This window comes from Streptomyces sp. NPDC031418 (genome assembly GCF_055581605.1).
On the sequence record NZ_JBVIJC010000027.1, the window covers coordinates 54,140 to 67,989 of the forward strand.

Below are 13,850 nucleotides of genomic sequence, written 5' to 3' on the forward strand. Positions count from 1 at the left end.
AGGACCGGCCGTCGGGGGCGCGGCGAGTTCCGGCCAGGGAGTCCGGCGGTGGATCGCACATGTGCGCTCTGCTGACGCCGTGAAGCGGGGTAACCCACCCGTTCCGTATCAGTGTGAGCTGATGACCCAAAGTGCCACCGACAGCCCATGCGGGGGCATAGTCTGCGGGCATTGCCTCACACCGGGCTGTGGCGGTCCGGATGTGCGGTGGAGGTGTCATGGGTGGGGACCCGTATGTGTCAGCGACGGTCGGCGAAGGCGGAGGGGCGGCGGCGTTGCCTCCCGGCGCGGTGGAGGTGCCTGATCCCTACGGCGATCACGCGCTGCTGACCCCCGCCATGACCCGGGGCTACGACGCCGTACCCGACCGGGAACGGCATCGGCTGCGGCGCTACCTGGAAGCGGTGGTCGCGACCCGCCCGGCGCCGGTGCACACCGCCGTCGCCTTCAACGCCGTGTACTTCGGCTACGACGTCCACGGCGACGGCTACGGCGGCAGTCCGCTGCGCCCCGACGACTTTCCCGTGCTGACCTTCGGTGAGTGCGCTCCCGCGCTCCCGGTCGGTGCCATGGTGTGTGTGGCCACGGGGTCGGACCCGCTCTATGCCGAGATCGTCTACAAAGAGGGCGCTCACCCGGAGACGGGTGCCCTCGGTGACGTACCCGCCTGGGTGTCCGGGGCACCCGCAGGCGCCGAAGGGCCGGGCAGGCCGGGAAGCGACAGCACGCCACGGCGCAGGGAGCTCCTGGTCCCGGACCTCCATGCCTTCGGCCCGGCCCTGAGTCTGTCACCGGCCCAGCTCCACCGGCTGCGGATGCGCCGGCGCTGGATCAACGGGGACGGCCATGTCCTCGTCGACGTGTGCTATCCGTCCCCGGAGGCGGCCCGCCGCGACGACCTGACGGCGTACGCGGAGCATCTCCTGACGACGGCACGGGAGCAGTTGCTCAGCCCGTTCGTGCCCGTCTCCCTCGCCGCACTGGTCGGCGGCACACACGACGACGACCTGCGGGCGGGCCTGCTCGGTCTGCTGCACACCGTGCGGGGTGTCCTCGACTCCAGCGACGCGCTCCGTTCATGGGGCCACTACGCCATGACCCGGGCGTCCCTGGCCGCCTGCTGGCGCGACACCGGACCGCTCGGCGGCGACGACCTCAGATCCCTCGCGGCGGCGGTGGAACACGCGGCGACACCGGCGCCACGGCGCTACGGCCTCACCACTCCGAGCACCGTGTACACCGCGATCGGACCGCGGCTTCGCACGTTCCCGGATGCGCCGGCACTGCTCGAGGGGGTGGGATACGCGGCAGCGGTGTGCCGGGCCAATGCGACGCTCGCCGATGTCGTTCAACGGGACAGCGAGCAGGGCCTGTTCGGGAACGGCTCCCGGGTCACCCTCGACGACGCCTTCGAGGGCGGAGGCATATGGCGGTCGCATCATCCCGGCGACGCGGAAGCCCCCGGAGATCCTCTGGTCCCGGCCGGACGCGGCTGGGCCTCCACGACAGGTGCGCCGTCACCGGGCGAGGCGGAGCCGGAAGCAGAGCTGGTTCCGGTCGACGTGCCTCTGGCCGACGACGCCGAACTCGGCCACAGCGATCTCCTGCGGAGCGACGCCCAGGAGATCGTCTGGCGGTCGCCGCTGCGGCTGGCCCACCTCATCCACGCCTGGCTCCCGCTCCACCCGGACGTGGCACGGGAACTGCGCCGGTCCCACGGCCGGCGGGCCGCGATACGCCTGGAACTGGAGCACCCGGGCGGGGCACCCGGCCGGGCGGAGGCCGTGCAGCACGTCACCGCCGAACTCGACGACGACCACGGCAGGTTGACCGAAGTCGCCTGGCCCCACGACTTCTTCCCCGGTCTGCTGCTCGAGCTGCGGTGGCGCCGCGGCGGCACGGTGGTCCGCTTGGCCACGACACGGCTCGAGGCACCGGAAGAGGTCGGCGGGCGTGTCATCCGGCACTGTTTCGACCCCCGAGTCCTCACCCGGGAGGACGCCCCCGGCAGTGACCGCCACGGTGACACGGCTGCCGGGCTCGGACCCCGGCAGCTGGTGATGCGCACGGTGCGCCGCTGCGGGCTGCTCACCCTGGACGGACATGCCCTCCTGGACCGTTCGGTGCTGCCCCGCGCGGCCTACGGGCGCGATCCGGCACGGTCGCAGGCCGCCGCCCTGGAAGCCGCGGTCGCGGAACTGCTCGCGGAACGGCTTCTGACACCCGCGTTCGGCAGCCGCGACGCCTGGGGCCAGCCGCATTTCCCGGCCCGCTCCGGGGAGCCGATCGTCCCCTTGATCGGCTACCGACCCGCCAGACGGCGCGTGATCCGCCCCTGGGGTGGCACGGAACCGAGCGACAAGGCGGCCCGCGGCGCCCATATCGTCCCCGGCCATCTGCGTCGCCTGCTGCCGGGCCGTTGCCCCAGCGAGAACCAGCGGGCGGCGTTCCGGGAGTACTGCCGGCGGCTCGGCAAGGCGGACGGATGGGAACTGCCCGACGGATACACCTTCGTCACCGAGCACCTGCGCAGTCACTGATCCACACACCCGGCAACAGAATCGGAGCACGCGTACATGCAGGAGCGCTACCGCGTCGTCACGGGGCCGCCGATGTCCCCGCCGAGCGTTTCGGCCGAGAGCCTGCACGGCCTGGCCAGCGCGCTCAACGCCCTGGAACACCCGGCTGCCGCCACGCTGAGCGACCTCACGGTCGGCATGGTGGAGCTCGCCTTCAACTCCCTGGCGCCGAGGAACCGTCAGGAACTGCTCGGCAGGCTGGGAATCCGCATGGCGGCCCCGCGGCGGGCGGGCAGCGCCCTGTGCCAGGACATCCTCGCCCGGCTGCGGCGCGAGTCACGGCAGCACACACCCGGCTACGCGGTCAGAGAACTCACGGCCACCGTGATGACCCAGGTGGGCAGATTCGTCTTCTCGGGAGACGACGAGAACGTGTCCGACCCCGTGACGCGGTGGGGCGCGACGCTGGTCCGCGCCGCGGTGTTCGCGTGGTGCAACGCCTCCGTCGCCGACGCGTTCGTGCTGGCCTGGGCGGCGGACCAGGACTGGTTCTCGGCGACGGCGGACGAGCAGGAGACGGTGCGGCTCGCCGCGGTGGGCGAGGAGGCCCGCTCCGTCGTCGCCGCGCACCCGGGCTTCGTACCCGGCGCGCCGGAAGCCGAGGAGCCGCCGCCCGCGGCGGACGACAAGCGTGCGCACACGGTGCCCGCGACACCGTACGAAGACCCTGAGACGGAGCAGACGACGGATCCCGAGTCGGTCTGCCGACAGCTGGATTCGGCTCTCGCTGCGGCACGGCTCGCCGCGGGGAGGGTGACGGGTGCCGTCGCGGACGGTTGTCCTCCGCAGCCCGAGGATCTCGCCGCGCTCGCCGCGCTGGACGCCGCCTTCGACGGTGTCGAGGCCGCGTTCCGAGCGAGGGGGATCGAGGGGGTGCCCCGTCGGCTGGCCGACATGACACGTGCCGCGCGCGAACACCGGGAAGCACGTGAACGCGACCTTCGGGCCCGCGGGACCGTGCGGGAAATCCTGGACGTCGCCTGCCGCCCGGACAGTCCCGCCGCCCCTGCCGCGGAGGCGGTGCGGGCCACGGCACGCCGTCTGCTGGACGCACCGGTGTGGGAGCAGGGCCAGTGGCAGGAGAGTGCCGCGCTCGGCGCACTGGCGAAACTCATCCGGCTGGGGCGGCAGGCGGACGCCGCCACGGAGATCCTGGCCCTCCAGGAGGAGGTCGCGCGGGTGCTGCCCGCGTGTGCCGTGGCGGCGGTCATGGCACCCGAACTGGCCTTGCCGCAGCCCGAGGAGACCGGCCGCGGGCCGGCAGCGGCGGACGCGAACGGCATCGACGGCACCACGGCGGCCCCCACCGCACCCACGGACCTCACGGCGACCGCGGACAAGACGGCGACCGCGGCCGTCACGGCGGCCACGGACCTCGCCGCGACCGCGGACGGTACGGCCTCCACGGACTACGAGACCGCACCGGCAACCGGGCACGCAGAGCCGACCGGGCACGCAGAGCCGACCGGGCACGCAGAGCCGACCGGGCACGCAGAGCCGACCGAGCACGCAGAGCCGACCGAGCACGCAGAGCCGACCGAGCAGACCGGCGACAGCCCGGTGGCGGCGGCCTCCGACCACCCCGCCGAGACGACCGTCCCCCGCCCGGCACCGGAACCGGAGCCCGCCGCGGCTGCCCTGGCGACCGGTACCGCAACGCTCCACACCGACACCGTGCAGCCCGTGCCCGTCCGCATCCCCACCGCGCCGCCCACTGCGGAAGCGCCGATTCCGGAAACGGTTCCGGCCGGCCCGGCCGCCTCCACCCCGGCCACACCCGCGGACGAGGAAACGCACTCCGCCGAGGCCACGGCCGAGCGCGCCCTGACCCAGCTGGTCGTGGAACGGCGGTTCGGGCTCGCCCACCATGTGGCGCGCGCTGCCGGACACCCCGAGCCGCAGGTGACGGCGCTCCGCCTGGCGGGTGCGGCCGCCCTGCTCACCTCCGGTGACAGTCAGAGCGCCCGGCTGACCGCGGACCTGCTCCAGCAGTACGGTGGCCACGAGGGCCTGGACACGGAGGGCGGCGAACTCCTCCTGCTGCCCGCCCTCCTGCGTACGGCACTGATCACCGGTGACCATCTGGCGGGTGCTCAGCTCAAGATGCTCGTACCCCGGCTGCCGGACCGGCTCGCACAGACGGCGACCGCCGTTGCAGACCGTGCTCTCAGCGGGGCCCTGATGATCGCCTCTCCGCTGGGCGTCATCGCCGATGCCTCCGGTACGGAAGCCCGGTTGGCCGAGTTGCGCGAGCAGTGCGGTGCCCTGCTGGCGCCGCAGCGGCTGCGCTTCGCCCGCGCGACGGAGATCGCCAAGCGATGGCTCGCCCCCGACGGGATGCTCGGATCGCTCCTGACGACCGTGGTCCGCGACCACCGCGACGCGGTGCCGCAGGTGCGGGAGCAGGCCGAGCGCCTGTCGAAGCTGACCGAGATCAACAACGAGATCGACCGCATGGACCGCAGGCACCGCTCCTCCAGCGGCAAGCCGCTCCAGGGCTCCGGACGGCAGGACCTGGTGCATGTCGTGGAGCGAGCCGTCGGACTGGTCAAGGAGTGGTGTCTCGCGGTCGACGGCACCCGTCGCGCCGACCGGACCGAGGGCGACCGAGTGGTCAAGGAGATCTCCGCTCTGCGCCACTTCCTGCTGGACGGCAAGGAAGCGGTCCTGGCCGAACTGGAGCAGCTGGCGCGGCGCTCGGGCGCCCTGGCCGCCGCGACGGCATGGGCGGCACGCGCTTCGATGGAGGAGCTGTTCGCGCTGCTGGCCGGCGACACCGCGACGACGCGCCCCGCCGGTTCGGCCGCCCCGGACGTCGTGCTGGACGTGGAGCTGCTGAAGGTGTGCGACACCCTCGAGGAGCGGCCTGCGCTGGACCGGCTGCTCGTCGCGGTCGACCGCAGCTGGCCGGACGCCCTCGCCGAGCGGCTCGGCCGCGACGCCTTCACCGCGGCCCGCACCATCGTGGAGCTGGCCGGACACGGGCTGCTGCCCGCGGCGCAGCCCGAGGAGTTCCGCCCGCCCGCCGTCACCGAGATCGCGGAACGGGAGGCGGCCCGGCGCGGGCAGCTGCGCCAGGACCACGACGAACTGGTCGCCGAGCTGCACCGGGCGCAGGCCGACGGTGCCGTGACCGACGACCAGGACCTGCGACTCCAGGAGCTGCTGGCCGACGCCCGCGAGTGGCTCGACGGCACCGACACCCACGACCTGATGGCCGTACGGCGGGCGCTCGACACCGTACGCGGTGATCTGCCCGCCTTCCGGGAGCAGGCGGCCGACCGGATCCGGGCCCGGCTCGACGCCCTGGACCTCACCGGGGACGAGCGTGCCCAGGTGCTGCGGCACCTGGACACCGGCGGCCTGGCCACCGCCGCCGACCTCGTCTACTTCCTGGAGATCGGCGAACCGGTCCCGGAGATCGAGACCGGCGAGTCCCACCTCACCGAGTTCTTCCCGGCCGTACCCGAGGGCCTGCCCAAGGGCATCGACCGCGCCCTCGTCGACCTGGTCCGCACCGGGGGCAAGCACCCGACGCTGCCCGTGCTGGACTACGGCGCGCTGTCCACCGACGAGGCGGCGCTGGCGGCCGACGCCCTCGACGAGTGGCGGGAGCTGGGCGCGACCGAACCGAAGGACCGCCTCGACGTGTCGGCCCGGCGGCAGCTGCTCCCCGCACTCAAACTCCTCGGCTACGACGCCAAGAGCGCCCGGCCACTGGACGAGCGGTCGCCCCATCGGCGTGAGTACCGCTTCTTCGAGGTGACCGAGGTGGAGATCCACGGCAGGGCGAAGGCCCCCGCCTTCGGCTCCCAGATCCGGGAGCAGGGCGGCACCCTCCGGGTGCTGATGGTCTGGGGCCGCCCGCCCGCCAAGGTCGTCATGAGCCTCGCGGAGCGCGACACCAGCGGGGTGAGCCTCCTGGTCGCCTACTTCGGCACACTGAGCCGGGAACACCGCGTCGACCTCGCCCTCGGATCCAGCCGGCTTCAGCCGCTGCTCGTCGTGGACGACGCCGTCCTCGCCTATCTCGCGGCCCGTGGAAACCGCCAGGTCAGCACGGCGACGCAGACACTTCTGCCGTTCTCCGGGGTCAACCCGTACATCAGGGAGAAGCGTGGCCGGATCGGCGGCGAGATGTTCTACGGCCGTGACGCCGAACGCAAGAGCATCATCAACCCCTACGGCACCCAGGTCATCTTCGGCGGCCGGGGCCTCGGCAAGTCGGCACTCCTCGCCGACGCCGGTGAACGGTTCGCGGAACAGCGCCCCGGCTACCACCAGGCGGTGTACATCAACCTCGACCAGGAGAACATCGGCAAGGGCAGCTCGCTGGGTCCGGAAGCCTTGTGGAGCGTTCTGGACCGGGAGCTGGCCGCGGCACAGGTGACCGCGGGACGGCCGCAGGGACGCAGGTCGCCCGCCGGGCGCGGCGCGCAGGACATCTCCGACCGGGTGCGTGCCGCCGTCCGCGCCTGGCTGGAGGAGGATTCCCGCCGTCGGCTGCTGATCCTGCTGGACGAGTGCGACCAGTTCTTCGAGGCGGACGCTCCCCGCTTCGACCAGACCAAGAAGCTCAAGGGTCTCGGCTCCGACACCAAGGACCGTGCCAAGGTCGTCTTCGCCGGACTGCACTCCGTGCAGCGGTTCTCCAAGCTCGCGAGCAACGGTCCGTTCGGCCATCTCGCCCAGACGCCCAAGGTGATCGGGCCGCTCGCGCCCCAGTTCGCCGCGGAGCTGCTGGTCGAGCCGATGCGGGCGCTCGGCTTCGAGTTCGAGGACATGGACCTGGTCAACCGGGTGCTCGGCTACTGCTCCTACCAGCCGTTCCTGCTCCAGATGTTCGGTCACCGGCTGGTCGAGCTGATGCACCGCAAGCGGGTCCGCCGAGGCGCCGAGGGGCCCCCTTACCCGGTGAGTGGCGCGGACATCGAGATCGTGGAGGCGGACGCCGGGCTGCGGGACAGCATCTCGGCGGCTTTCAAGGACACGCTGAGTCTCGACCACCGCTATGACGTGATCGCCAATGTGCTGGCGTACCACGCCCGCCATCACGGCCTGGAGGTACGGCTGAGCGACGCCGAACTGCGCGAGGAGTGCGAGACGTTCTGGCGCCAGGGCTTCGCCCAGCTCGACACGGAGGGCTTTCGCGCCTATCTCTCCGAGATGGTGGGCCTCGGCATCCTCGCCCCGAACCACGACGGCCAGGGCTGGCATCTGCGCGGCCCGAACGCCCTGCGCATGATCGGCACGTCCCACGAGGTGGATGCCCGTCTCCTCAGGGCCGAACAGGACTGCGAACTCCAGGAGAGCATTGTGCAGGAGGGCCGTCCCGAGCTGCCCGACGGCCGGCCCGCCCCGCTCACCATCACCCAGCTGGACGATCTCCTGGGCGAGCGTTCCAACCAGACGAGGGTCGTCCTCGGTACCCGTGCCACCGGCGTCCTCGATGTCGGCGACACCCTGCGCACGGTCGCCGGCCGCATCGCCGACTGGAAGCTGCCGGCCGTCGGCAAGCCCAGCGTCTACAAGCAGGAACTCACCGGCGGACTGCCCAGGGAGCGACGCGTCGTCATCGTCGACTTCGCCCGTTATCCGGCGCGCCCCGAGACCTGCCGGGAGGCGGTCTCCCTGGCGGAGACGCTGCTGCCGGTCACCCCGGGGGTGACCCGTGCGGTCGTCCTCGTCACCGACCCCGGCCAGCTGGCCCTGTGGCGCCCCTTGCTCACCGGCACGGGAGCCCTCTCCGCCGCCCCCGTGGTGCTGCGCCGGCACGACCGCCGCAGCTTGCGCGGCTGGGCCCAGCGCGTCGAGATGTTCCACACGGAGGACCGCCTGGACCGTCTGCACGAGCTGACCGGCGGCTGGCCGTTGCTGGTCGGCCGAGCCCACCGGCTGCACACCGAACTGGGCGACCCCGAGGAGGTGCTGCGCCGTCTGACCGGGCTGCGCACGGACCGGTCGGAGGCCCGTGCCTTCGCGGAGGCGACCGGTGTCTACGCCGACCCGCTGCTCGCCACCGGGTACCGCACCCTCGCCGACGAGTTCGCGGACGGCTCGTTCGACTGGGAGAGCGCGGTGACCGCCGTAGCGGTCCAGAACGAGGACGAGGAGGAGGCTCGCTGGATCGTCGGTTGCCTGGACGCTCTCCAGGTGCTGGACCGGGAGGGCACCCAGCTGCGCCTCGAACCGCTGCTCCGCCACTGTGTGGCGCTGGGCGGGTGAGACCTCCTCGGCGTGCGGGCACGTGGTCGCCGGGCCGCCGCTCAGCGGTGGCCCGGCGGGCGGCGGCTCAGGATGCCGTCGTACGGCCCTCGAACGCCGCCAGGATGTGCTCCGCGGCCCGGGTCGGTGTCAGCCGGCCCTCCCGGACCTGTTGTTCCAGGTCCGGTACGGCCGCGCGGACCGCCGGGTCGGTGTGCAGCCGGCCGAGGAGTTCGTCGTGCACCATCGCCCAGGCCCAGCCGACCTGCTGGTCCCGCCGCTTGGCGGCCAGCCGGCCGGTGGAGTCCAGCAGGGTGCGGTGCTGTTCGAGGCGCTCCCAGACCGTGTCCAGGCCGGTGGACTCCCGGGCGCTGCAGTGCAGCACCGGCGGGGTCCAGAAGGCGTCCCGGCCGTGCATCAGCCGCAGCGCGCCCGCCAGTTCTCGGGCGGCCGCCCGCGCGTCCCGCTCGTGCGGGCCGTCCGCCTTGTTGACGGCGATCACGTCGGCCAGTTCCAGGACGCCCTTCTTGATGCCCTGGAGCTGGTCGCCGGTGCGGGCCAGGGTGAGCAGCAGGAAGGAGTCCACCATCTCGGCGACCGTGGTCTCCGACTGGCCGACGCCGACGGTCTCCACGAGGATCACGTCGTAGCCCGCCGCCTCCATCACCACCATCGACTCCCGGGTGGCCTTCGCGACCCCGCCCAGCGTGCCCGCGCTGGGGGAGGGCCGGACGAAGGCGTCCGGGTCGACCGCCAGCCGCTCCATCCGGGTCTTGTCGCCCAGGATCGAGCCGCCGGTGCGGGTGGAGGACGGGTCCACCGCGAGGACGGCGACCCGGTGGCCCAGCGAGGTCAGCATGGTGCCGAACGCGTCGATGAACGTCGACTTGCCGACGCCCGGCACCCCGCTCACCCCGATCCGCCGCGCCCGGCCGCTGTGCGGGAGCAGCTCGGTGAGCAACTCCTGTGCCAGCGCCCGGTGTTGCGGCCGGGTGGACTCGACGAGCGTGATGGCGCGGGCCACCAGGGCCCGCTTCCCGTCGAGCACACCCTTCACATAGGTGTCGAGATCGATCGCTGCCATGCCGGGGTTACAGCTCGTGGCCGAGGTCGGCCGCCAGCCGCTGCACCAGGTCGTGGGCCGCGTCCGGGATCACCGTGCCGGGCAGGAACACCTCCGCCGCGCCCATCTCCCGCAGCGTCGGCACGTCCTGCGGCGGGATGACACCGCCGACCACGATCATGATGTCCTCCCGGCCCTCCTCCTTCAGCCGCTCGCGCAGCGCCGGGACGAGGGTGAGGTGACCGGCGGCCAGCGAGGACACCCCGACCACGTGCACGTCGGCCTCCACCGCCTGCCGGGCGACCTCCTCCGGCGTCTGGAACAGCGGGCCGACGTCGACGTCGAAGCCGAGGTCGGCGAAGGCGGTCGCGATCACCTTCTGGCCGCGGTCATGGCCGTCCTGGCCCATCTTGGCGACCAGGATGCGCGGCCGGCGGCCCTCCGCCTCCTCGAACCTCTCCACCAGGGCCCGGGTGCGGTCCACGGACGGGGACTGGCCTGCTTCGTTGCGGTACACGCCGGAGATCGTACGGATCTGGCTCGCGTGCCGCCCGTACACCTTCTCCAGGGCGTCCGAGATCTCGCCGACGGTCGCCTTCGCGCGGGCCGCGCGCACCGCCAGCTCCAGCAGGTTCTCGGTGCCGTCGGCGGCCCGGGTCAGCGCGTCCAGCGCGTCCCGGCAGGCCTGCTCGTCCCGCTCCGCGCGCAGCCGCCGCAGCTTCTCGATCTGCTGGGCGCGCACGGAGGAGTTGTCGACCTTGAGCACCTCGATCTGCTCGTCGCTGTCGACCCGGTACTTGTTCACACCGATCACCGGCTGGCGGCCGGAGTCGATGCGGGCCTGGGTGCGGGCCGCCGCCTCCTCCACGCGCAGCTTCGGGATGCCGGCGTCGATGGCCTGCGCCATGCCGCCCGCCTGCTCGACCTCCTGGATGTGCGCCCAGGCCTTGCGGGCGAGGTCGTACGTCAGCCGCTCCACATAGGCGCTGCCGCCCCACGGGTCGATGACCCGGGTGGTGCCCGACTCCTGCTGGATGAGCAGCTGGGTGTTGCGGGCGATGCGCGCGGAGAAGTCCGTCGGCAGGGCGAGGGCCTCGTCCAGCGCGTTGGTGTGCAGCGACTGGGTGTGGCCCTGGGTCGCCGCCATCGCCTCCACGGCCGTACGCGTGACGTTGTTGAACACGTCCTGCGCGGTCAGCGACCAGCCCGAGGTCTGCGAATGGGTGCGCAGCGACAGCGACTTGGTGTTCTTCGGCTCGAACTGGGAGACCAGCTTGGCCCACAGCAGGCGCGCCGCCCGCAGCTTGGCGATCTCCATGAAGAAGTTCATGCCGATCGCCCAGAAGAAGGACAGGCGCGGCGCGAACGCGTCGACGTCCAGGCCCGCTTCCCGGCCCGCCCGGATGTACTCCACCCCGTCCGCGAGCGTGTACGCCAGCTCCAGGTCGGCCGTCGCACCCGCCTCCTGGATGTGGTAGCCGGAGATGGAGATGGAGTTGTACCGGGGCATCCGCTGCGAGGTGTACGCGAAGATGTCGGAGATGATCCGCATCGACGGCTTCGGCGGATAGATGTAGGTGTTGCGGACCATGAACTCCTTGAGGATGTCGTTCTGGATGGTCCCGGCCAGCTTCTCGGGCGGTACGCCCTGCTCCTCCGCCGCCACGATGTACAGCGCCAGCACCGGCAGCACGGCGCCGTTCATCGTCATCGACACGGTCATCTTGTCGAGCGGGATGCCGTCGAACAGCTGCCGCATGTCGTAGATGGAGTCGATGGCCACGCCCGCCATGCCGACGTCACCGGTCACCCGCGGGTGGTCGCTGTCGTAACCGCGGTGCGTGGGCAGGTCGAACGCGACCGACAGGCCCTTCTGGCCGGCCGCCAGGTTGCGCCGGTAGAACGCGTTGGACTCCTCGGCGGTGGAGAAGCCCGCGTACTGGCGGATGGTCCAGGGCTGGTTGACGTACATCGTCGGGTACGGGCCGCGCAGATACGGCGCGATGCCCGGGTAGGTGCCCAGGAAGTCCAGGCCCTCCAGGTCACTGCCGGTGTACAGCGGCTTGACCCCGATGCCCTCCGGGGTCTCCCACAGCTGCTCTGCGCCGCCGGCCGCCGCACGCCACTGCTCGGCACTGCCGTCGGCGACCGGGGTCCCCAGCTCGATGCCGGAGAAGTCGGGGATTCCCATCAGGACACTCCCATGCGGTCGAGGGTCGCGGACAGCACGTCGACGGCGTCGCAGCCCGCGAAGACGTACGAGTCGATGCCGGCGTGATCGCCCGGCCGGCCGGCCAGGAACACATGCCGGGCCCCGGCCGCCCGCAGCGACTCGGCGGCCTGCGCGGCCTGTTCGGCGTAGACGGCGTCGCTGGAGCACAGCACGGCCTCGGTGGCGCCGCTGTCCTCGAAGCGGCCCTCGGTGACCGGTTCGATGCCGCCCGCCTGGAAGAGGTTGGCGGCGAAGGTGGCGCGCGCGGTGTACTCGGCGGCCGATCCCAGGGTGGCGAGGAAGACGCGCGGGCGTGCTCCGGTGGCCGCGAGATGGGCGTCGGAACGGGCGCGCAGTTCCTCGTACGCCTCGTCGCGGCGCACCCGCGGCAGTCCGCCGGACGGCGGCTCGGGCGCGGGCTCGCGCTCCACCGGCTTCTCGGCCAGCAGCGGGAACTCGCTGACGCCGGTGATGGGTTCGCGTCGCTTGGCGAGCCGCTTGGAGCGCTCCGCCCAGGTCGTCGCGAGGTCGGTGCGCAGCCGGCCGGAGCGCAGTACGGCCGCCTGGCCGCCGTCGCGCTCGATCGACCGGAAGAACCGCCAGGCGGCCTCGGCGAGGTCGTCGGTCAGCCGCTCCACGTACCAGGAGCCGCCCGCCGGGTCGATGACCCGGGCCAGGTGGGACTCCTCGATGAGGATCGTGGAGGTGTTGCGGGCGATCCGACGGGCGAACGCGTCCGGCAGGCCGAGCGCGTGGTCGAACGGCAGCACGGTGACCGCGTCGGCGCCGCCGACCCCGGCGGCCAGCGTCGCGACCGTCGTACGGAGCATGTTCACCCACGGGTCGCGGCGGGTCATCATCACCGGCGAGGTCACCGCGTGCTGGACCTGCGCGCCGGCCTCCGGCGCCCCGCACACCTCGGCGACGCGGGCCCACAGCCGGCGCGCCGCGCGCAGCTTGGCGACGGTCAGGAACTGGTCGGCGGTAGCCGCGTACCGGAACTCCAGCTGCCCGGCGGCCTGTTCGACGCTCAGCCCCGCCTCGGTCAGCTCGCGCAGATAGGCCACACCGGTGGCGAGCGAGGCGCCCAGCTCCTGCGCGGCCGAGCCGCCCGCCTCGTGGTACGGCAGCGCGTCCACCGTCAGCGCGCGCACGCCCGGATAGGTCTCGGCGCAGCGCGCGGCCAGGGCGGCGTACGGCGCGAAGTCCAGCGCGGTGCCGGTACGGGCCTCGTACCCGAGCGGGTCGCCGCCCAGGTTGCCGCGCGCGTCCTTGGCGCCGACGCCCCGCTTCTCGTACAGCGCCAGCAGCGCCGCTGCGGCGGCCCCGGTGTCCCGGCCCGCGTCCAGCACGACCGGTGCCAGGTCGAGATAGACCCCTTCCAGCGCCCGCTCCAGGGCGTCGAGCGGGATGCCGCCCTCGCCGAGCACCAGCCACAGCGAGGTGCCGCCGTTCTCCAGGTCGGCCAGGACGGCGCCGTCCGCGAGTGCGTTGTGCCGCTGCCGTACGTCCCAGCCGTCGGCGGTGCTGCCCTCGGGGCGACCGCCCCGCACGAAGGGGGCGAAGCCCGGCAGACCGGGGTCGGGCGCGGCATCGCGCGCGGTGTAGAGGGGCCGGGTGCGCAGCCCGTCCTCCAGCGTCGTGGACAGGGCGTCCTCAGCGGCCGTACCCGAGACTTCCTTGCCCGACTTGCGCAGCACACCCTCGACCAGGCGTTGCCACTGCTCGTGCGTCGCGTCAGGGAACTCGGCGGCCAGGGAGAGCCCGTCGTCAGGCAGGACCGTCATGGGTC

General features: G+C 72.7%; 5 protein-coding genes. 2 read left to right on the forward strand and 3 right to left on the reverse strand.

Annotated elements, in window-relative coordinates; translation table 11 throughout:
* Positions 1 to 218 precede the first annotated feature (218 nt).
* Together ACZ5CZ_RS32340 and ACZ5CZ_RS32345 are read left to right on the forward strand one after the other, a co-directional pair.
* Complete coding sequence (locus ACZ5CZ_RS32340) at positions 219 to 2,540, forward strand: hypothetical protein (protein ID WP_468947895.1); 2,322 nt, start codon at positions 219 to 221, stop codon at positions 2,538 to 2,540.
* A gap of 36 nt (positions 2,541 to 2,576) precedes the next feature.
* Entirely contained in the window at positions 2,577 to 8,804 is a 6,228-nt protein-coding gene (locus ACZ5CZ_RS32345) for a hypothetical protein (protein WP_468947896.1), read from the forward strand.
* A gap of 67 nt (positions 8,805 to 8,871) precedes the next feature.
* On the opposite strand, the gene meaB is transcribed toward ACZ5CZ_RS32345, so the two are convergent.
* From meaB to ACZ5CZ_RS32360, 3 genes are read right to left on the reverse strand one after another with little or no spacing between them, the layout of a single operon-like run.
* Positions 8,872 to 9,867, reverse strand: a complete 996-nt coding sequence (gene meaB / locus ACZ5CZ_RS32350; RefSeq protein ID WP_468947898.1) for a methylmalonyl Co-A mutase-associated GTPase MeaB — start codon at positions 9,865 to 9,867, stop codon at positions 8,872 to 8,874.
* 7 nt (positions 9,868 to 9,874) lie between these two features.
* A complete protein-coding gene (gene scpA / locus ACZ5CZ_RS32355; RefSeq protein ID WP_468947899.1) occupies positions 9,875 to 12,037 on the reverse strand; it encodes a methylmalonyl-CoA mutase in 2,163 nt (720 codons plus the stop codon).
* Positions 12,037 to 13,845, reverse strand: a complete 1,809-nt coding sequence (locus ACZ5CZ_RS32360) for a methylmalonyl-CoA mutase family protein (protein WP_468947901.1) — start codon at positions 13,843 to 13,845, stop codon at positions 12,037 to 12,039. Before ACZ5CZ_RS32360 ends, scpA begins: the two co-directional genes overlap by 1 nt.
* Positions 13,846 to 13,850: the final 5 nt, after the last annotated feature.